The organism is Azotobacter bryophylli, from assembly GCF_042643485.1.
In the GTDB taxonomy this organism is placed as follows: Bacteria; Pseudomonadota; Gammaproteobacteria; order Pseudomonadales; family Pseudomonadaceae; genus Azotobacter; species Azotobacter bryophylli.
This window is the reverse complement of record NZ_JBHRSJ010000007.1, coordinates 142575-162830: the sequence shown is the minus strand read 5'-3', so window position 1 is coordinate 162830 and position 20256 is coordinate 142575. Positions and strand designations below refer to the sequence as shown.

The following is a 20256-nucleotide window of genomic DNA, read 5'->3' as shown; positions in this document are numbered from 1 at the left end:
AGCCTATCTACTTGTTCAATTTCGCTCAAAATCAACCCAGGGAATTCATCGGCCTCCAATACCTGAGAGGGATAGCCGCCTTATTGGTCGTCTATTTCCACAGCCTGTTGCAATTGAAAGGCCTGAGCGATGTTTCGGATCATTTCCCACTCTTTGGAGAAAGTGGGGTCGATATATTCTTCGTGTTGAGTGGCTTTGTCATGTGGTTCACCACTTATCAAAAGCATCAGTCCCCTGGCCGCTTTTTGCAGAAGAGGCTCATTCGGATCGTCCCGCTGTACTGGGCCGCTACCTTCCTGGCCGCTGGGGTGGCTCTGCTGCTTCCGCAGATGCTCAAATCAACCAGCTTCGACTTTTATCACTTCCTTTCCTCATTGTTCTTCATTCCCTGGCCAAACCCCGCTTATCTGATCGGCTCCAAGCCGACGATAACGCCTGTGATCGTTCCCGGCTGGACGTTGAATTACGAGATATTCTTCTACCTGATTTTCTCAGTCTCACTTGTCTTCCATAAGAACCTGAGACTCAGCCTGACGGCTACGGCTCTTTTTGTTCTGGTAGGACTGCGCGCACTGAGCGACACTCCAGGAACTTTTCTGAAGTTCTATGGCGACCCGATCATTCTCGAGTTTCTATATGGGGTTCTGATCGCGGTTATAGTCACGACCAGAGCGACGCTAAAACCTATACCCGCATTGTTCATCGGTGGCATTTCTTTCGCAGCCATAATCATTCTGGATATCATGGATCCACCAATCGATCGCGCCTTCTCGATCGGTCCTATGGCAGCGCTGCTCATTCTTTCCGTTGCCTCTTTGGAACTCTCCTCAAAAGTCCCTCATATAAGTTTTTTATCGAAAATCGGGGATGCCTCGTACAGCATCTACCTTACCCATATTTTCACGCTAGTCTTGGCACGTTTGGTCTATAAGCTTCTGGCTCTGTCCGGCGGGCTGGCGAATGCCTATATCTTCATTCTTTTCTGCATTACAAGCTCCACCACCATTGGATATCTCGCTTATCGCTACTATGAAAGGCCGATTCTTCGAAGACTCAAACAAGGCCCAGCCATCAAAGATACATCCCTGATCGGCCAGGCTTGATTCGCCATAGAAGCGGCCCTTCATCAAAGCCATAAAAGTTCTAACGATCACTCAATCGATCAATGCTTCCACTTCAATCAGGCCGAGGGGAATCTATGACTCCAATGAATAAAAAGCTTCTAGGGATCGGCACAGCTTTGGCATTGAGCCTGACACTCCATGCCACTGTCGCTTCGGCCGAACCGATAAACCTCATTGGAGTGAATCTTTCCGCAGCAGGGTTCGGCACCAAGGCCCTTCCCGGCAAACACGGGACCAATTACCTCTACCCTTCGGAGGAGTATTACAAACGCTATAGCGATATGGGCATCAAGCTCGTACGACTGCCATTTCGCTGGGAGCGTGTCCAGCATCAACTCGGTTCTGATCTGGAGCCGAGTGAACTCGATCTGCTGAAGCAATCGCTCGACCTGGCCGACAGGCACGGCATGAAAGTCATTCTCGACATGCACAATTACTACCGGTATTACAGCGATCAGATCGCATCCCCGCAGGTCCCCATCGAGGAATATGCCAATACCTGGTCGCGTCTGGCATCCGCAACCAAGGAGCATCCAGCGCTCTTTGGCTATGGACTGATGAACGAGCCGCACGACACCAACGGCCAATGGCCGGAAGCGGCAGTGGCAGCCGCCAAAGCGATCAGAGGAGTGGATGCGGATCATTGGATTCTGGTAGCAGGAGACAGCTGGTCCAGTGCCCAGCGGTGGCCGAAGGCAAACCCACGCCTGATAACCGATCCGTTCATGGTCGACTCGAACAACAAGCTCCTTTACGAAGGTCATCTGTATTTCGATGCGGACACTTCCGGAACCTATAAAGACCAGAACGAGGCCTTCGATCCCCAGATTGGCGTGAGACGGGTCGAGCCCTTCGTGCAATGGCTGAAACAGCATGGTTTACGCGGTTTCATAGGCGAGTATGGCGTTCCCGACTGGTCGGAGTCGGCGATGACGGCCATGGACAATATGCTTTCCTATCTCGCCCAAAATTGCATTCCCAGTACCTACTGGGCGGGTGGGCCATGGTGGGGAGAAAACGCATTGGCCCTCGATGTGAAAAGCGGAAAGCCGCGCCCACAATTGGACATATTGAAAAAACATGCAACTTACAGTGCCTGCACCGATATAGGACCACAGTAAGCAGACGACCTTCCCAATAAGTGCTTCTCCTCTCTCATCGGTCATATTTCAACGGATGAAATGACATGATATTTCCGGTAATTCTGGCCGGTGGGGCCGGCTCTCGACTATGGCCCTTATCCCGCCAACTCTATCCCAAGCAATTTCTCCCACTGGGCGAAAGCGAACTGACCTTGCTGCAATCCACCATTCAGCGTCTGCAAGGATTGGAATGCGCCCCCCCCATCCTGATATGCAATGACCAGCACCGCTTCCTGGCTGCAGAGCAAGTGCGTCAGCTGGGTATGGAGCAGGTAACGATTCTCCTCGAGCCGGTCAGTCGCAATACCGCACCGGCTATTGCTTTGGCTGCACTGCAGGCGGCTTCCCGGGAAAAGGATTCGATACTCCTGGTACTGGCAGCAGACCACTTGGTTCGGGATGTCGCTGCCTTCCAGGAATGCGTTCGGAAGGCCTTGCCTCTAGCCGAGGCCGGTAAGCTGGTGACTTTCGGGATCGTTCCCACCCATCCGGAAACTGGCTATGGTTACCTCGAGAAAGGCCGCGAGATCGTCCCGGGTTGCTTCGCTGTCAACCGATTTGTCGAGAAGCCTGACCTGCCGGCTGCCGAGGACTATGTGGGCACCGGAGATTATTACTGGAACAGCGGCATGTTCATGTTCCGCGCCAGCCGTTACCTGGAAGAGCTCGAACGCCTCCAGCCGAACATGCTGTCCGCTTGCCGATCTGCCCTCGAACAGGGCTCGCAGGATCTGTACTTCACACGGGTCGATCTAGCGGCTTTTGCGGCCTGTCCCGAACAATCCATCGACTATGCCGTGATGGAGAAAACCAGCGAAGCGGCCATGGTGCCACTGGATGCCGGCTGGAGCGACGTTGGCTCCTGGTCCGCCTTGTGGGATGTCAGCGCGAAGAGCCCCGAAGGCAATGTGCTCAAAGGCGATGTCCTTCAGCAGGATACCCGCAATACTTACGTGCACTCGGAGAGCCGTCTGGTCGCAGCCGTGGGTGTCGACGATCTGATGATCATCGAGACCAAGGATGCGGTACTGGTGGCGCACAAGAACCACGTGCAGGACGTCAAAAGCATCGTCGAGCGAATCAGGAACGATGGACGTCATGAGCATATCAACCACCGGAAGGTGTTTCGCCCCTGGGGCATGTATGACTCCATCGATGACGGCCACCGCTATCAGGTCAAACGCATCACGGTGAGACCTGGCGCCAAGCTTTCGGTACAGATGCATCATCACCGCGCGGAGCATTGGATCGTCGTCAGCGGTACGGCCAAGGTGACGAAGGGCGACAAGACCTATCTGGTCAGCGAGAACCAGTCCACCTACATCCCTGTCGGCCAGATTCATGCGCTGGAGAATCCAGGGGTGATCCCTCTGGAATTGATCGAGGTGCAATCGGGAGCCTATCTCGGCGAAGACGATATAGTCCGGCTGCAAGATGTATACGGCAGGGCGTGAAGGCTCGCTTGCCATCAAGGTCCTGCCTATAACTCCCCGTTATTCTCCCCCGGTCGTCCCCGCTGGCTGTAGCCGGGCCTACAACGGCAAATACTAAACAGGCATAGGCAGTCTATTCGAAGTTAATGCCCCGACAAGTCGAAGCCTTCGGCAGTTTCGAATATGCCATGCCAATAACACCGCCCATATATGATCCCAGCCATTTGCCAGAGGCATGAGCATGCTTACTACAAAGGGTATCGGTTCAGCAAACAGTCTGATTGAAAAGCTGGAACAAATCGAACCGGACCACTATAACGAATTTATCGATTCTCTCCTCGACACCAATACGCCTGTAACCATTGGTTTTCTAAACCAGCATGCCTACAACGTAGCGAATAAGAACGCCAGGAATCTGCGTGCCTTCATTGATCTCGACTACCTATTACGCGATGGAATCGGAATAAAGCTTGCCTGCCTTTATAGGAAGACCCTGCCGGGTGCGAATATGAATGGCACCGATTTTATTCCCGCGCTCATCGATAGAGTTCTTAAGTCAAGGCGCAAAGTTCAGTTCTTCGTGTTTGGCACGGAATCTCCCTGGCTGGAAAAAGGTGCGAAGAAGCTCTTGAGAGGCCACGACTATCATTATCTGCATGGCTTCCTCGATCCTGCACGCTATGTAGATCTGGTTCAGAGCACTATGGATAACGACGCATTGAAAATAGTCATCCTTGCCATGGGAATGCCAAAGCAGGAAACACTGGCCTGGGTGTTACGCAGAACAACCAAAGGTCCCGCACTCATTGTATGCGGCGGGGCCATCATCGACTTTCAAGCGGGCCGATTCAAACGCGCGCCCTTTCTTTTCAGAAAGCTGGGACTGGAATGGCTCTATCGTCTGGCTCTAGAGCCTAAGCGATTAGGCTCTCGCTATGTAATTGGCATCCCGAAGTTTCTTGTGCACGTACTTATTGGCAAATGACCCAGCTCTCTCGATAACCATTGAGCAGAGTCATTTTTCATAAACAGCGCTATTTTCACGAACTTCGGGCAGGAAGAGGCTTGACTCATTTCCGAAAATTCAACCTGCCTCCATAAGTCAATGAAGAAGGCAAACCGCAACTCTATTAATCCAAGTAAAGACCATACCACTGAACATACAAGCAAATATCCATCCCATGGATAGGATAGTTGATCCGAAACGCCGAATTCCAGCGCCCCTAGCGATTGGAAAAGTATGACCGGCCATTACACTATCGATCTTTTCGGAGCCAACCACAAGCAAATGACGTATTGGCATCAACTTTCTATTAATAGACAAAGTCGTAAACCAGCCTGTACGTGTTCAGACGAAACTACTGCTTCGTAATCGCAAAATCAGTCATTGCCCCACCGGCATAACCATGGAAGGCCTAGGGTATATATGAGCCATAAAACCCAACTACACGCATTGACAGCCGCCGTGGCGGCAGCCGCCAGCACCTGCGCTTGGGCGCTGGAACCGCAGAGCATCAGACTTGGAGATAGCCTGAATTTCAGCCCGAGCCTTCAAGTCACCGAAAGTTACGATGACAACATCCGGGCTGTCGAAACTGGCGAGTTATCCTCCTGGGTTACTCGCATCAGTCCTGCCTTCGCGCTTGGAGCGGATGGACATAAGGCTAGCTATCAAGTTCAGTATCGAGCAGACAGCGACACCTTTCATTCCAGCCATCTCGACGACAATACCGACCATCATCTAACCGCCAAGACTGCGTTCAATTTCAATGTGCGCAATCACTTGACGTTCGATATCGGCTATCACCGGGTCGAGTTGCTGGACTCGGAGAACTCGGACCATCAGAGCCAGAACGACAAGTACAACACGATCGATGCCGGGGCCCTGTACAGTTTCGGCGCTCCACGTGCACGCGGACAGATTGACTTCGGCGTTCGGCACCAACGTCTGCGCTACGAGAACACCCAACATATAAACGACGATCTGGAACGTGAGTTCACCCAAGCCAATACCATTTTCTACTATCGCCTGGCACCTCGAACCCGTGCGCTAATTGAAGCCCGCTATACCGACTTCAATTACGTGAGCAATGACCTGCGCAACAGTTCTGAAATCGCCCTGCTGGGCGGCTTGGCGTGGGAAGCTACCGCAAAAACCACCGGCGCCATCAAGATCGGCAGCCAAAAGAAACACTTCGAAGAGTCCAGTGTCGGAAACATGAGCGGCTCCATGTGGGAGATCGGCATTGACTGGAAACCGCGCACTTACTCGACCGTAAGCCTGACTACCCGCCAGGCCATCGACGAAAACTACCAAAGTGGCATCGGGGCCTCAGCAGTCGAGTCGACTCTGGTGAAACTGGGCTGGAAACATGGCTGGACTAATCGTCTCTCTTCCGAGACCAGCTATTCATATATCAAGCGGAAGTATCAGGATTACGATCGAGACGACAGGTTCGACATCGCTACACTGGATCTGACCTATGAACTGCGCCGCTGGCTGGATGTTAGCCTGGGTCTCAAGTACATCCAGAAGGATTCGACCCGAGCAAGAGAAAGTTACGAACGCAGTATTGTCGGCCTGACAGTCGCTGCCAGCTTATAAGTATCCCATAGCTGAACGGCAAGCCACACTCGCAATGCTTTTCTGAGCAACTTCCCAGGCCCGGCATTACCGATATCGACACCTAGCATTAGCAATCAGGGAGCGTCGGGATGGAGCCTATCCAACTGACGTATAGAGCCCATAAGATGACTAGCGCTGTCAAAAATACCAATGAAGCACTTAATTTTGATAATAGGCAATCCTGGATCGATGTTCTGAGAGGCACAAGCATACTGTTGGTCATGCTTAGCCACTCCTACGGCTTTACGGCTTTCGATAAAAACCTGAACCAAAATGCCTTCATCGATGTCGTGAGTACAGTGAACACCTCGGTAGAAGCCTTCAGAATGGAGATAATGTTTTTGCTTTCCGGCTTTCTCGTGGAGAGAGGCTTGAAGAAGGGGAAACGGCAATACCTGACCGGGAAGTTACATAATATCGTTTATCCTTTTCTGGTCTGGTCAACGATCATATTTCTGCTGAAACAGGCTGGAGCCGTCATCTTCAAGGGGGAGCCGATAGAGTGGGAGTATCTGCTCCGATTTCTGATAGGCTCTACTGACCTCACATGGTTCCTCCACGAACTGCTCCTGTTCTATCTCATTACTCCCCTCCTGAGCAGACTCAATGTATTGACCGTAGTTCTCGTATCTTGTGCGATGTCAAACCTGGTACCCAGAGATATCCATGACAACCTACCGGGATTCAACAATACCTTTATCAATGATCTTTTCTATTACTTCACCTACTTCTTTCTTGGCAATTACATCACCAAATCAAATCTCAGCCTTTCCGCGATTAAGGAAACCAAGGTACAACTAATCTCTTTGGCAGCCATTTCGACAATACTTGTCACAAGCCATTTCACTGACATAGCCAAGACCTGGCCTGGCTACCTTCCCCTGGTACTGGCCTCTCTGCCAATATTTTTCCTTGCCTCCATCGCCGCCAGCAGGTCTCCACTCTCATCCCCACTCAAGTATCTGGGCGAAAACTCGATTGTCTTCTACCTTGTGCACTACCCAACCCAAATGGTTCTGGCATATTTCTTGGGAAAGGTAATCAGCGACAAGACAGCATTATTCCTACTGCTTCTTCTGGTTGGATTATTGGTACCGACCCTTGTATCGATCGGTAGAGCCAGAGATGAATTCAGATTTTTAAATATCTTCTTCTCATCGCAGAAATATTTTCTGCTTGGTATCAGAAGGTCCGCACAGGCAAGCCCAGCATCCTGAATAGGGGGCAGTAAAACGGGCGTACCGGGGTATTGTTCGATGGACCTTCCCCCCTTATATGGGGAACAAAAACCATGGGCAGATACCAGAATCCGCCCGGCTTTCTAATATCGACTAGTGCACTATTCGACTTTCTTGCGGATCCAGTAAAAGTAAGTACCCGCATCTTCCTGCTGTTCCAGCAGTTCGTGGCCGAGAAAGATGCAGAACTTGGGGATGTCGCGGCGAGTGGAAGGATCGGTCGCGATGACCTTGAGCAAGCCTCCGGCCGGCAGGTCACGCACTTTGTTGTGCAGCATCATCACGGGCTCGGGGCAATTCAGTCCGGTGGCATCGAGGATGGCATCGACGGACAGTGCATCGTTCTGGGACATGGGCTACTCCGCTGAATCGGTCGATTATTGTGAGGCAACGGACAAACGCAGTCGATCCAGTATTCATCCCTCCCACCACTGGCCCAGGCTCAACCCCGACCGTTACAACCGCCGTAGGTGGCAGGTCACTTCCTCTCGATCATGGTAGAGCTGCTTGCAGGCCAGCAACACCCTGACTCCCCGGGCGGCCAGCCCATCCTCGATCCGCTCGAGTAGACGACGCACCTCGGCGTAGCGCTGCTTCATCGGCAGCTTTAGGTTGACCACTGCCTCCCGACACAGCCCTTCACCGACCCAGGTTTCGATCAGGGCCGCGGTACGAGCCGGCTTCTCCACGATATCGCAAACCATCCAATCCACCGGTCGGCGCGGCCGGAAGACGAACCCGTCAGCCCGGATATGCTCTACCAGGCCGGACTCCATCAGACTTTCTGCCATTGGCCCGTTGTCCACGGCGGTAACCTTCATGTGCCGGTTGACCAGTTGCCAGGTCCAACCACCGGGTGCGGCCCCGAGGTCCACCGAGGTCATGGCCGGAGCCAGGCGCTCGTCCCACTGATCGCGGGGGATGAACTGGTGCCAGGCTTCCTCCAGCTTGAGGGTCGATCGACTCGGTGCTTCCCGGGGGAATTTCAGACGCGGAATGCCCATGGGCCACTGCGCCGAGTTGCCCGCCTCGGCCTGGCCCAGGAAGACTTCCCTGCCACTTCTGAAGGTCAGCAGCAAGCGCGGCTTAAGCGGATCGTCGACCAGCCGGCCGGCCTTGCCCAGCGCCTTGCGCAGCGGCGCCTCGAATTTGCGGCAGAAGGTGGAGAGTTCCTTGCCCTCGTTGGTATCCAGCACTTCCAGCCAGAGGCTGCCGCAGACCGGATAGCCGGCAAGACGATCCAGCAGCACGCTGATACGGTCGCTTTCCGGCAGCTCGACGAATTCCCCGCGCGCCCATTGGCGGGGGAAGATCAACTCGGCGAAGCGCACTCCACGCATCAGGCGCTCGGCCCCGTTCGGCTCGCTGCAGACGAACTCGACGTACGCGCTGCTCGGTTTGGCCTTGGCATAGCCGGCCACCCCAAGGCGCCCGGCATGCTCGCTGATTTCCGCGCAAACCTCTCCTTCGAAACCGGGGCGACAGTGCAGCAACAGGCAGTTCATCATCTGGATCTTCGATGCCGTGACAAGGGCGCGCATGATAACGAATTCGGGCATTGCAGGCTCTTTCCAAAGGCGCTCAACTGGCCAGCTCCGGCAAGCCGGACTAGCCTGAAAAGGCTCTCCCGCTCAGCCCGGCCTGCAAGACGGGCCATGGAGAATGACCGATGCCTTCCCTGGATAGCCTCAACTGCCGGCGTAGCCTCGAGGTCGGCGGCAAGACTTATCAGTATTTCAGCCTTCCCGAAGCTGCGAAAAGCCTGGGCGACATCAGCCGCCTGCCGTTCTCGCTGAAGGTCCTTCTGGAGAACCTGTTGCGCTGGGAAGACGGCAGCAGCGTACGAACCGGCGACTTCACCTCCCTCGCGGTCTGGCTGAAGACGCGCACTTCCGAATCGGAGATCGCCTATCGACCGGCGCGGGTGCTGATGCAGGATTTCACCGGGGTACCGGCGGTAGTCGATCTCGCCGCCATGCGCGATGCCGTGGCCAGGGCCGGTGGCGATCCGCAGAAGATCAACCCGCTCTCCCCCGTGGATCTGGTCATCGACCACTCGGTGATGGTCGATCGTTTCGCCGATCCTAGCGCCTTTGCCGACAACGTCGCGCTGGAAATGCAACGCAATGGGGAACGCTACGCTTTCCTGCGCTGGGGCCAGCAAGCCTTCGACAATTTTCGGGTCGTCCCGCCGGGTACCGGTATCTGCCATCAGGTCAATCTGGAGTACCTCGGCCAAGTAGTCTGGTCCCGCGAGGAAAATGGCGAAACCTACGCCTATCCGGACACGCTGGTGGGTACCGATTCCCATACCACCATGATCAACGGCCTCGGCGTGCTCGGCTGGGGAGTCGGCGGAATCGAGGCGGAAGCCGCGATGCTCGGGCAGCCCGTGTCGATGCTGATTCCGGAAGTGGTCGGCTTTCGTCTGGATGGGTGCCTGAACGAAGGCATCACCGCCACCGATCTGGTGCTGACCGTCACCCAGATGCTGCGCAAGCAAGGCGTGGTGGGCAAGTTCGTCGAGTTCTACGGCCCCGGTCTCGACCATCTGCCTCTGGCCGATCGCGCCACCATCGCCAACATGGCGCCGGAGTATGGTGCCACCTGCGGTTTCTTCCCGGTGGACAGGGTTACGCTCGACTACCTGCGTCTGACCGGCCGCGATGAACAGCGCATAGAACTGGTGGAAGCCTACTGCAAAGCCCAGGGGCTATGGCGTACGGCCGATTCTCCGGAGCCCTGTTTCACCGCCACGCTGGAGCTCGACCTCGGCAGCGTGCAACCCTCTCTGGCTGGCCCCAAGCGTCCGCAGGACCGGGTCTCGCTGCCGAACATCGGCGCCACCTTTGATCAGCTACTGGCGACCAGCGGCAGGCAGGCCCAAGCCGACCTGGAAGTACCGGTGCCAGGCGAGAGCTTCTCCCTGAAGCACGGCGCAGTGGTCATCGCCGCGATCACCTCCTGTACCAATACCTCCAATCCCAGCGTGTTGATGGCTGCAGGACTACTGGCGAAGAAGGCGGTCGAGCGCGGCCTCAAGTGTCAGCCGTGGGTCAAGACCTCGCTCGCGCCTGGCTCCAAGGTCGTCACCGACTATCTGCAGAAAGCCGGACTGACTCAATATCTCGACCAGTTGGGGTTCAACCTGGTCGGTTACGGCTGCACTACCTGCATCGGCAACTCTGGACCGTTGCCCGAGCCCATTGCCCAGGCGATCACCGACCAGGATCTGATCGTTTCCGCGGTGCTCTCCGGCAACCGCAATTTCGAAGGACGAGTGCATCCTCAAGTCAAGGCCAACTGGCTAGCCTCTCCTCCCCTGGTGGTGGCCTTCGCCCTGGCTGGCACCACCCGTATCGACCTCACCCAGGAACCCTTAGGCCAGGATGCACAGAATCAACCGGTCTACCTCAGGGATCTCTGGCCCAGCAGCGACGAGATTTCGGCGGCGGTCAGCCAGATCGACGGGGACATGTTTCGTCGACGCTATGCCGATGTCTTCAGTGGCGATGACGCCTGGAAAGGCATTGCCATCGGAGCCGGCGACACCTATCAGTGGGATGCGAACTCCTCCTACGTGCAGAACCCTCCTTTCTTCCGCAGTATCGGCACTCCCCTCCAGGCGCCTCAGGACGTACGTGGCGCCCGCATCCTGGCGCTGTTCGGCGACTCGATCACGACAGACCACATCTCGCCGGCGGGCAACATAAAAGCCAGCTCCCCGGCCGGCCTCTACCTGCAGCAGTTGGGCGTGAAGCCCGAGGATTTCAACTCCTATGGTTCGCGGCGAGGAAACCACGAGGTGATGATGCGAGGCACTTTCGCCAATATCCGCATCAAGAACGAGATGCTGGGCGGCGAGGAAGGCGGCAATACCCTTTACCAACCGACCGGGGAAAAGCTCCCCATCTACGACGCGGCTATGCGCTATCAGAGTGAGGGTGTCCCGCTGGTGGTAATCGCAGGCAAGGAGTACGGGACCGGTTCCAGCCGAGACTGGGCCGCCAAGGGGACCAACTTGCTGGGCATCAAAGCGGTGATCGCCGAAAGCTTCGAGCGTATCCATCGCTCCAACCTGATCGGCATGGGCGTGTTGGCTCTACAGTTCACTGGAGGGCAAACGCGCCAGAGCCTGGCCCTGAATGGCTCAGAGAAGGTATCGATCTGCGGGCTGTCGGGTACTTCCCTGAAACCTCATCAGTTGCTGACAGTGGAAATCGAGCGTACGGATGGATCTCAGGCTAGCTTCCCGGTGCTATGCCGCATCGACACAGCGAATGAAGTGGAATATTTCAAGGCGGGCGGCATTCTGCACCACGTACTTCGACAGCTGATCGGCAGTTGAGCCGTGAAGCCCCAAGCGGCTACGCTTGGGGCTTCAGGTGCACGTGGAGCATCGAGAACCAGAAAGATGGAACTCAATTCGCGCTCTTGGATTCGACCCAGACCGGAATCACCTTGCCAGCCTTTCCGATGACGAACAGAGAGGAAACCTCACCGCGCTTGAGCAGCACCGGTTTCGCCTCGGCCAGACGGCGCTCATCCTCGAACAGGGCCAGCTGGATCTTCACCGGATTGATCTCACGCTCGCCCTGTGCGCTGGGTGCCACGGAGCTGATCACTTCGGTCTTACCGTCCGTGGTTTTTACGCTCAGTTGGCGATCGGTGAGATTATGCAGACGCATTAGGGATTTGCGACGGTCCTTGAAACCTACCTCGTCCACCAATCTGGGCGCACCATCGGAGAGGTTAACCAACGTATAGTAGTGGTCAGCTTCGAGCTTTACCGGAAGGCTCTGCGAGCCGAGTTTGGTGGTGTAGCTGCCGGCAGGCAGGAAACTGAAAGAACTGCTTTCCATACTTGGAACGCTCTTGATCGTAACACCGGCGATCACAGCACTGACCGGCTCATTGCCCGCATTAAGTAAACGTACAAACGCCGAGCCTTTCGGAGCGGCCGGAGCATAAAGCGCACCGTCGTTTGCATGCGTCTGGAGGGACAACAGTCCCAAGAGCATGGTGAACAGAACGGTTAAAGGATGGAATCCAGATTGTCGGGTCATCAGCTTGCACTTCCTTAGCGAGTTTGACGGACTGCGCCACTATGGCGCTCAGGAAACTTTGTCCTATTCATAGCGCAACGGTTCCCTGAAACTTCTACTTTTCCATCCATCAAAATGTTCCCGCCAATCAAAAGCGCCAGATCGGCCGACTGATTACGAGAGGGATCTGTTCGTCTGTCTGTTCGTATCCTTCTTGATGGTTTTTCCGCGCAAGACGGGATGCATCCTTAGTCAGCGGCCTGTCAGCGGCCCACTCCGGATTATCAGTCTCCTGGTGCAGGGCTGGATGCATGCCAGGCTTGCGGACTTCCGCAGAAGATACGCTTGCATTGGACGCTTCCGTTATTGGCAAGAGGCTCCCGCTTGAACTGAACAGTAGCCAGCAGAAGATCATCCCCGCAGTGGGTATACCAGCCCAAATCTGCTGGACGATTGAATGCAACCCCATAGCGCCTCCTGCACATCTTTTCGCATGTTATTCGGCGAGGCTGGGTCTGAAATCTGCCAAAACCTGCACCGGACGGGGCTTGCCGGCCAAGTGAGGAATCGTCCCCATCTACTCAGCCATCGCACAGCAAGAGCATGCTGCGCTGCAAGCATGAACAGCACTTATCCAGCACTGCCAGTGTCTAACTAGTTAAGCTGCAATGCAGAGAGACGCTGTCGTACAGGAGATGGAGCCAGGATGATGGGAGTCCGCATGGCAGACGGGAGTGGGAACTCGCAGATGGCAGGCTCAACCATGCTATGGGAGTTAGAAGAATAGCTCAGCATTTATCATCTCTCCTTATGTCTACCTGCCCGAGCATTGATATTCAATGAGCGCGGAGGGTACGGCAAAATCCCTTACCGTTTTGATCAAAAAAGCGAACACCTATGAAGTATTTATAAACTCTCAGTTTCGCTGCGAAAGCACTGATGGCTAATTAATATTAAAGCGAACAGAATTCATGAAGCCTTTGCTTTACTAAACTGATAGCACTCAGCCAAGCATGACTAACTACCGGCATCTAGATGATGATCTCCTTTATGCACCAGGAGCAACAGTTATGCCAGACCGGGGTATTGTATACGAAAAGATGGTCGCCCCCTCAAAACATGAGTAAAGTTAATGGGGTTAGCATAAACGTCCCATATTTATAGCTATAAACAAGGATGCACGATAGCCTTTTGCTATTAAGACACGCCCTCATTAAGGGCACTCAGTCCTTATTGAGGGCAGCCTGCTTCAAGGTACTTTAATACCGGCATCATGACTGTCCAGTTACCGGAGACCCGGGCTTTCTATTTCACGGATGCTGAATGCAGGAAAACAAAAAATCGGCAATTACCTGGGCGGAATTTTCAAGATATTGAGAGTGGCTTATACCAGCAGCCTTCAGCGGTCTCAGGTCATGGTCTGCAGCGGCCAGCCAGTGCACTTTGATTACTGGAGATAAATCATAGCCCGACACGGTCGAATGATTTCCCAGCGCATCTCGCTCGCCCTGAATGATCAAGGTTGGCGTTTTGAGCTGCGCTAGATGACCTACCCTGGGTTTATCTGACCTGCCTGCAGGGTGGAAAGGATAGCCCAGACAGATAAGCGCATCGGCCTCCAGCTCGTCGGCTAACAGGCTCGCCATTCGCCCACCCATCGACTTTCCCCCGATAGCTAGAGGGCCCTTGGCATGCTGTCGCACGCCAGCATGTACCGCTCTCCAGCAATCCAGCAGCTGGGCCTGGGGATTCGGCGGACGCTTTCGCCCATCAAGACGGCGAGCAGCCATGTAGGGAAATTCGAAACGCACAACGGAGATTCCGCACAACGCCAAGGCGTTGGCCATGGCAGTCATGAAAGGGCTGTCCATTGGAGCGCCGGCGCCATGCGCCAAGATCAGGGTTGGAGAGGCGTTGTTTGCAGATATCTCGAGGCTGTTCCATAACCAATGTGTATCTTCCGATTGCACGCATTGACCGATATCAATACCGATCTCGACCCCATTGCCCATGCTTTCTCCGACGAATAGAACTCACTGGCTGCAGGCATATTTGGTAACCATATATGCCTGTCGCTCTCCCCGATGGAGGGACTCATGCCCCTCGACATGGCGCGACAAAGTGTCGCAGAGGGAACCATGAAAGCCCTCAGAGGGGATGGGTTGAACTAAAATTCCTGACATAATTTTAAGGTGATCCCCCTCTTGACACGGCGTTTTCTTTTGGAACATCCCCCTCGAAAAGGCTCACCACGAAGCGAAGCGAGGCCTTTACCGCCGGGCTTTTCAACGCAGAAATACGACGGCTCGTGTCGTTGCAATGGCTACTTGCTTTCTCCATACTTGCCGCCGATTTTTGCCTTCAAAAAACCTCCATTAACCGTGGAAACCTTAGCATGAGCACAGCAACGAGTCAGACTGCTTATAACTATAAGGTGGTCCGCCAGTTCGCCATTATGACGGTGGTCTGGGGGGTCATCGGGATGGGACTTGGGGTCCTGATTGCATCACAACTGGTATGGCCACAACTCAACTTTGATCTGCCGTGGGCTAGCTTTGGCCGCCTACGCCCATTGCACACCAACGCGGTAATCTTCGCCTTCGGCGGTTGCGCGCTGTTCTCCACCTCCTACTATGTGGTGCAACGTACCTGCCAAACCCGCCTGGTGTCCGACACCCTCGCCGCCTTCACTTTCTGGGGCTGGCAGGCCGTGATCATCCTGGCAATCATCACCCTGCCACAGGGTATGACCTCTACCAAGGAATACGCTGAGCTGGAGTGGCCGATCGATATTCTCATCGCGGTCGTCTGGGTCACTTATGCAGTGGTGTTCTTCGGCACCGTGATGAAGCGCAAGACCAAGCACATCTATGTGGGCAACTGGTTCTATGGCGCATTCATCCTCGTTACCGCCATGCTGCACATCGTGAACAACATGGAGGTTCCAGTCTCCCTGTTCAAGTCCTACTCGCTCTACTCGGGTGCGACCGACGCCATGGTGCAGTGGTGGTACGGCCACAACGCCGTGGGCTTCTTCCTGACCACCGGCTTCCTCGGCATGATGTACTACTTCGTGCCTAAGCAAGCCGAGCGTCCGGTCTACTCCTACCGTCTGTCCATCGTCCACTTCTGGGCGCTGATCACCCTCTACATCTGGGCAGGCCCGCACCACCTGCACTACACCGCCCTGCCGGACTGGGCTCAGTCGCTGGGCATGGTGATGTCGGTCATTCTCCTGGCGCCGAGCTGGGGCGGCATGATCAACGGCATGATGACCCTCTCCGGTGCCTGGCATAAGCTGCGTACCGACCCGATCCTGCGCTTCCTGGTGGTTTCCCTGGCCTTCTACGGCATGTCCACCTTCGAAGGCCCGATGATGGCGATCAAGACCGTCAACGCCCTCTCCCACTACACCGACTGGACCATCGGCCACGTGCATGCTGGCGCCCTCGGCTGGGTGGCGATGGTTTCCATCGGCTCGCTGTATCACCTGATTCCCAAGGTCTACGGTCGCGAGCAAATGCACAGCATCGGCCTGATCAATGCTCACTTCTGGCTGGCCACCATCGGCACCGTGCTGTACATCGCTTCCATGTGGGTCAACGGCATCACCCAGGGCCTGATGTGGCGCGCCGTGAACCAGGACGGCACCCTGACCTACTCCTTCGTCGAGGCCCTGGAAGCCAGCCACCCCGGCTTCATCGTCCGCGCAATCGGTGGCGCCTTCTTCCTCACCGGCATGCTGCTGATGGCGTACAACACCTGGCGCACCGTGCGCGTAGCCAAGCCCGCTGAATACGAAGCCGCAGCCAAAATTGTCGAGGTTGCCCACTGATGAAACACGAAACAATTGAGAAGAACATCGGCCTGATGGCCCTGTTCATGACTATCGCCGTCAGCATCGGCGGCCTGACCCAGATCGTTCCGCTGTTCTTCCAGGACGTGGTCAACAAGCCGGTGGAGGGCATGAAGCCTTATACCGCCCTGCAGCTCGAAGGCCGTGACATCTTCATCCGGGAAGGCTGCGTCAGCTGCCACTCGCAGATGGTGCGTCCGTTCCGTGCTGAAACTGAGCGTTATGGCCACTACTCTGTGGCGGGTGAGAGCGTCTGGGATCACCCCTTCCTGTGGGGCTCCAAGCGTACAGGTCCGGATCTGGCCCGCGTGGGCGGCCGCTACTCCGACGACTGGCATCGCGCGCACCTGTACAACCCGCGCAACGTGGTGCCCGAATCGAAAATGCCCTCCTACCCGTGGCTGGTCGAAGGCAAGCTCGATGGCAAGCTGACCGCTAAAAAGATGGAAACCATGCGCACTCTCGGCGTGCCTTACACCGACGAAGACATCGCTGGCGCCAAAGAAGCCGTTCAAGGCAAGAGCGAGATGGACGCCCTGGTGTCCTACCTCCAGGTTCTCGGCACTTCCATCAAAACCAAACGGTAACGCATCATGGATATCGGGACTCTCCGCGGACTGGGCACAGCCATTGTGTTGATTGCCTTCATCGGCATGCTGATCTGGGCTTTCAGCGGCAAGCGCAAGAAGAGCTTCGACGAAGCCGCCAATCTCCCTTTCGCGGACGAGCCCGAATCCAGGAAGCGCGACGATCAAGCTTCTAGGAGCAAGAGCGAATGACTTCTTTCTGGAGTGGGTACATTACCCTACTGTCCCTTGGCACCATTGCCTCATTGACCTGGTTGCTCTTCGCGACCCGCCGAGGCGAGCGCAAGGGCAGCACCGATCAGACCATGGGTCATACCTTCGACGGCATCGAGGAATATGACAATCCCCTGCCGAGATGGTGGTTCATGCTGTTCCTGTGCACCGTGGTCTTCGCGGTGGGCTATCTGATCCTCTATCCAGGCCTGGGCAACTGGAAGGGCAAACTGCCGGGCTATGAGGATGGCTGGACCGAAGTGCATGAGTACGAAAAGGAAATGGCCAAGGCCAATGAGCAATACGGCCCGCTGTTCCAGAAGTACGCCGCAATGCCGGTTGAGGAAGTAGCCAAGGACGAACAGGCGCTGAAGATGGGTGGCCGCATTTTCGCCTCCACCTGCTCCGTGTGCCACGGTTCCGATGCCAAAGGTGCTTATGGCTTCCCGAACCTGACCGACAACGATTGGCTGTATGGCGGTGACGGTGAAACCATCAAGACCACCATCATGGCTGGTCGCCAGGCCGCAATGCCGGCGTGGAAGGACGTGATCGGCGAAGAAGGCGTCAAGAACGTCGCTGCCTATGTGCGCAGCCTCTCCGGCCTTAAGGCTCCGGAAGGCGTCGAAGCCGACCTGGCCGCCGGTCAGAAGATCTTCCAGACCAATTGCGTCGCCTGCCACGGCCCCGAAGGCAAAGGTCAGCAGGCCATGGGGGCTCCGAATCTGACCGACCATACTTGGCTCTATGGTTCCAGCTTCGCCCAGGTTCAGCAGACTATCCGCTATGGCCGCAATGGTCGTATGCCGGCCCACCAGGACTTCCTCGGCAACGACAAGGTACACCTGGTAGCTGCTTACGTGTACAGCTTGTCGAATAAGGCTACGGAGGAGTAATCGTCCGCCCTTCCGGGGGTGACATCATGTCGCGCCCGGCTTCGACTCGTCAGGCATACATTATACCAGCTGGTAAAATGATCCAGGCCGATCTAGCATCGGCCTGGATTCCCACCCCTAGCAGTGGTAAGCATTGATGAGTGATCAAATTCCCGTTCAAAATATCACCCCCCCCGGCAAAGAAGATCATGTCGATCTCTATGCAGCCCGGAAGAAAATTCAAACGCGCTCATTCACCGGTCACTTTCGCAATCTGCGCCGTGTCGGCGGCCTAGTTCTCTTCGCCCTTTTCTACGGTACCGCCTGGCTGAACTGGGACGGTCGCCAAGCTGTCTGGTGGAACCTGCCTGAGCGCAAGTTCTATATTTTCGGCGCTACCTTCTGGCCCCAGGACTTCATGCTGCTGTCCTGGCTCTTGATCATCTGCGCCTTTGGTTTGTTCTTTATCACGGTATTCGCCGGACGCGTCTGGTGCGGCTACACATGCCCGCAGAGCGTCTTCACCTGGGTTTTCATGTGGGCGGAGAAAGTCACCGAGGGTGACCGTAATCAGCGCCTGAAGCTCGACAAGCAGCCCATGAATGCCGAGAAGCTTCTCCGCAAGCTGGCCAAGCACTCCATCTGGATGGGTGTTGCTTTGCTCACGGCGATCACTTTCGTCGGATACTTCACCCCGATCCGCCAACTGGTTCCCGATCTGCTGACCTTCAATATCGGTGGATGGGCACTGTTCTGGGTCGGATTCTTCACGCTTGCCACCTATGGCAACGCCGGCTTCCTGCGCGAGCAGGTGTGCATTTACATGTGTCCCTATGCCCGCTTCCAGAGCGTGATGTTCGACAAGGACACCCTGATCGTCTCCTATGATCCGAACCGCGGCGAAAAACGTGGTCCGCGCAAGAAAGGGATCGACTACAAGGCTCAAGGGCTCGGCGACTGCATCGACTGCACCATGTGCGTGCAGGTCTGTCCGACCGGCATCGACATCCGCGACGGTCTCCAGTTCGAGTGCATCGGCTGTGCCGCCTGCATCGACGCCTGCGATTCCATCATGGAGAAGATGGATTATCCGAAAGGCCTCATCAGCTACACCACCGAGCACAACCTGTCTGGCCAGAAGACCCACCTCATGCGTCCCCGCCTGATCGGTTATGCGATTGCCCTGACTGCCATGACTGGACTGTTCACCTACGCCGTGACCCACCGCTCGCTAGTCGAACTGGATGTCCTCAAGGATCGCGTGCTCTACCGCGAAAACGAGGAAGGGCGCATCGAGAACGTGTACACCCTGAAGATCATGAACAAAGCTCAGCGAGACGTCGCGTTCGCAATCAATGCAGAAGGTCTGGATGGGCTGATCTTCGAGGGCAAACGCGAGGTCAAGGCCGGAGCCGGTGAGGTTCTTTCTGTCCCGGTGGAACTATCCATCGATCCGGAAAAGCTGCCATCGAGCACCAATGAGATTATGTTCAAGGTTCAGGCTGTGGACGACCCCGGCATCGAACAGGGAGCTGAAAGCCGCTTCATCGGCCCTAAGGTCCGCTAAACAAGGTAACGCATGCACTCGACAAACACTGAAACCAGCCGTTGGTACAAGCAATTCTGGGCTTGGTTCGTCATCGCCATCCTGCTCTGCTCCATGGGGCTGGGTACGGCAATGCTAGTGATATCCATCCGCCAGGCAGACAGCCTGGTGGTGGACAACTACTACGATGCCGGCAAGGGGATCAACACCTCGCTGGAGCGGGAGCATCTAGCCCAACGGCTCAACATGCGAGCCCACCTGACTCTGGATACGGAGACCGGGGTTGCTGAACTCGGCCTGAGTGGCAACAGCCGCCCACAGCAACTGATCCTCAACCTGATCTCGCCGACCCAGCAAGAAAAGGATCGGCGCATCATTCTGCAATTGCAGGGTGACGGACTCTACCAAGGCCAGATGCAGGATGAGGTTCAGGGGCGCCGTTTCGTCGAAGTGCTCGGCCAGGAAGGCGGCCAGGATTGGCGCCTGTTCGAGGAACACAACCTCGAGCCAGGCGTCACCGTAGAGCTCGGCAAGTAAAAAGTGGATGCACGGCGGCCGCAGTTGCCGCCGT

17 protein-coding genes are annotated in these 20256 nt (G+C 55.8%); 13 read left to right on the top strand and 4 right to left on the bottom strand.

The window, feature by feature from the left end:
• Positions 1–11 precede the first annotated feature (11 nt).
• From ACFOJE_RS04775 to ACFOJE_RS04750, 6 genes are all read left to right on the top strand, one after another.
• On the top strand, positions 12–1103 hold the full coding sequence (locus ACFOJE_RS04775; protein ID WP_377813125.1) for an acyltransferase family protein: 1092 nt from the start codon (positions 12–14) through the stop codon (positions 1101–1103).
• Positions 1104–1207: 104 nt separating this feature from the next.
• The gene (locus ACFOJE_RS04770) at positions 1208–2245 is read left to right on the top strand and encodes a glycoside hydrolase family 5 protein (protein WP_377813124.1); all 1038 of its coding nucleotides are present in this window, start codon (positions 1208–1210) and stop codon (positions 2243–2245) included.
• A 65-nt stretch (positions 2246–2310) separates the two neighbouring features.
• Positions 2311–3720: a mannose-1-phosphate guanylyltransferase/mannose-6-phosphate isomerase gene (locus ACFOJE_RS04765; protein WP_377813123.1), complete on the top strand. Its 1410-nt coding sequence runs from the start codon at positions 2311–2313 to the stop codon at positions 3718–3720.
• Positions 3721–3940: 220 nt separating this feature from the next.
• Positions 3941–4684 carry a WecB/TagA/CpsF family glycosyltransferase gene (locus ACFOJE_RS04760; protein WP_377813122.1) on the top strand — a complete coding sequence of 248 codons (744 nt, stop codon included), beginning with the start codon at positions 3941–3943 and terminating at the stop codon, positions 4682–4684.
• Positions 4685–5125: 441 nt separating this feature from the next.
• Complete coding sequence (locus tag ACFOJE_RS04755; RefSeq protein WP_377813121.1) at positions 5126–6304, top strand: outer membrane beta-barrel protein; 1179 nt, start codon at positions 5126–5128, stop codon at positions 6302–6304.
• 146 nt (positions 6305–6450) lie between these two features.
• Positions 6451–7542, top strand: a complete 1092-nt coding sequence (locus ACFOJE_RS04750; RefSeq protein WP_377813120.1) for an acyltransferase family protein — start codon at positions 6451–6453, stop codon at positions 7540–7542.
• Positions 7543–7664: 122 nt separating this feature from the next.
• On the opposite strand, the gene tusA is transcribed toward ACFOJE_RS04750, so the two are convergent.
• Positions 7665–7916, bottom strand: a complete 252-nt coding sequence (gene tusA / locus ACFOJE_RS04745) for a sulfurtransferase TusA (protein WP_377813119.1) — start codon at positions 7914–7916, stop codon at positions 7665–7667.
• Between the two features lie 102 nt (positions 7917–8018).
• A complete protein-coding gene (gene rlmM, locus ACFOJE_RS04740) occupies positions 8019–9068 on the bottom strand; it encodes a 23S rRNA (cytidine(2498)-2'-O)-methyltransferase RlmM (protein WP_377813188.1) in 1050 nt (349 codons plus the stop codon).
• A gap of 164 nt (positions 9069–9232) precedes the next feature.
• On the opposite strand from rlmM, the gene acnA reads away from it, so the two are divergent.
• Positions 9233–11911, top strand: coding sequence for an aconitate hydratase AcnA (gene acnA, locus ACFOJE_RS04735; protein WP_377813118.1), 2679 nt, complete (start codon positions 9233–9235; stop codon positions 11909–11911).
• A 73-nt stretch (positions 11912–11984) separates the two neighbouring features.
• On the opposite strand, the gene ACFOJE_RS04730 is transcribed toward acnA, so the two are convergent.
• Positions 11985–12629, bottom strand: a complete 645-nt coding sequence (locus ACFOJE_RS04730) for an alginate O-acetyltransferase AlgF (protein ID WP_377813117.1) — start codon at positions 12627–12629, stop codon at positions 11985–11987.
• Positions 12630–13918: 1289 nt separating this feature from the next.
• Positions 13919–14620: an alpha/beta family hydrolase gene (locus ACFOJE_RS04725; RefSeq protein ID WP_377813116.1), complete on the bottom strand. Its 702-nt coding sequence runs from the start codon at positions 14618–14620 to the stop codon at positions 13919–13921.
• A 383-nt stretch (positions 14621–15003) separates the two neighbouring features.
• Here ACFOJE_RS04725 and ccoN point away from each other — a divergent pair, with 383 nt between their 5' ends.
• The 6 genes from ccoN to ACFOJE_RS04695 all read left to right on the top strand — a co-directional run bounded on the left by ccoN (position 15004) and on the right by ACFOJE_RS04695 (position 20222).
• Complete coding sequence (gene ccoN, locus ACFOJE_RS04720) at positions 15004–16443, top strand: cytochrome-c oxidase, cbb3-type subunit I (protein ID WP_377813114.1); 1440 nt, start codon at positions 15004–15006, stop codon at positions 16441–16443.
• A complete protein-coding gene (ccoO, locus tag ACFOJE_RS04715) occupies positions 16443–17051 on the top strand; it encodes a cytochrome-c oxidase, cbb3-type subunit II (protein WP_377813113.1) in 609 nt (202 codons plus the stop codon). The genes ccoN and ccoO overlap by 1 nt, the downstream gene beginning before the upstream one ends.
• A 6-nt stretch (positions 17052–17057) precedes the next feature.
• A complete protein-coding gene (locus ACFOJE_RS04710; protein WP_377813112.1) occupies positions 17058–17243 on the top strand; it encodes a cbb3-type cytochrome oxidase subunit 3 in 186 nt (61 codons plus the stop codon).
• Positions 17240–18160: a cytochrome-c oxidase, cbb3-type subunit III gene (ccoP, locus tag ACFOJE_RS04705; RefSeq protein ID WP_377813111.1), complete on the top strand. Its 921-nt coding sequence runs from the start codon at positions 17240–17242 to the stop codon at positions 18158–18160. Before ACFOJE_RS04710 ends, ccoP begins: the two co-directional genes overlap by 4 nt.
• A gap of 136 nt (positions 18161–18296) precedes the next feature.
• Positions 18297–19706: a cytochrome c oxidase accessory protein CcoG gene (ccoG, locus tag ACFOJE_RS04700; protein ID WP_377813110.1), complete on the top strand. Its 1410-nt coding sequence runs from the start codon at positions 18297–18299 to the stop codon at positions 19704–19706.
• Positions 19707–19718: 12 nt separating this feature from the next.
• A complete protein-coding gene (locus ACFOJE_RS04695) occupies positions 19719–20222 on the top strand; it encodes a FixH family protein (protein WP_377813109.1) in 504 nt (167 codons plus the stop codon).
• Positions 20223–20256 lie beyond the last annotated feature (34 nt).

Bases quoted from the DNA above. Each gene is read 5' to 3' on its own strand.
- ACFOJE_RS04770 (WP_377813124.1), top strand. From the start codon at position 1,208: ATGAATAAAAAGCTTCTAGGGATCGGCACAGCTTTGGCATTGAGCCTG.
- ACFOJE_RS04765 (WP_377813123.1), top strand. From the start codon at position 2,311: ATGATATTTCCGGTAATTCTGGCCGGTGGGGCCGGCTCTCGACTATGG.
- ACFOJE_RS04760 (WP_377813122.1), top strand. From the start codon at position 3,941: ATGCTTACTACAAAGGGTATCGGTTCAGCAAACAGTCTGATTGAAAAG.
- ACFOJE_RS04755 (WP_377813121.1), top strand. From the start codon at position 5,126: ATGAGCCATAAAACCCAACTACACGCATTGACAGCCGCCGTGGCGGCA.
- ACFOJE_RS04750 (WP_377813120.1), top strand. From the start codon at position 6,451: ATGACTAGCGCTGTCAAAAATACCAATGAAGCACTTAATTTTGATAAT.
- tusA (WP_377813119.1), bottom strand. From the start codon at position 7,916: ATGTCCCAGAACGATGCACTGTCCGTCGATGCCATCCTCGATGCCACC.
- rlmM (WP_377813188.1), bottom strand. From the start codon at position 9,068: ATGAACTGCCTGTTGCTGCACTGTCGCCCCGGTTTCGAAGGAGAGGTT.
- acnA (WP_377813118.1), top strand. From the start codon at position 9,233: ATGCCTTCCCTGGATAGCCTCAACTGCCGGCGTAGCCTCGAGGTCGGC.
- ACFOJE_RS04730 (WP_377813117.1), bottom strand. From the start codon at position 12,629: ATGACCCGACAATCTGGATTCCATCCTTTAACCGTTCTGTTCACCATG.
- ACFOJE_RS04725 (WP_377813116.1), bottom strand. From the start codon at position 14,620: ATGGGCAATGGGGTCGAGATCGGTATTGATATCGGTCAATGCGTGCAA.
- ccoN (WP_377813114.1), top strand. From the start codon at position 15,004: ATGAGCACAGCAACGAGTCAGACTGCTTATAACTATAAGGTGGTCCGC.
- ccoO (WP_377813113.1), top strand. From the start codon at position 16,443: ATGAAACACGAAACAATTGAGAAGAACATCGGCCTGATGGCCCTGTTC.
- ACFOJE_RS04710 (WP_377813112.1), top strand. From the start codon at position 17,058: ATGGATATCGGGACTCTCCGCGGACTGGGCACAGCCATTGTGTTGATT.
- ccoP (WP_377813111.1), top strand. From the start codon at position 17,240: ATGACTTCTTTCTGGAGTGGGTACATTACCCTACTGTCCCTTGGCACC.
- ccoG (WP_377813110.1), top strand. From the start codon at position 18,297: ATGAGTGATCAAATTCCCGTTCAAAATATCACCCCCCCCGGCAAAGAA.
- ACFOJE_RS04695 (WP_377813109.1), top strand. From the start codon at position 19,719: ATGCACTCGACAAACACTGAAACCAGCCGTTGGTACAAGCAATTCTGG.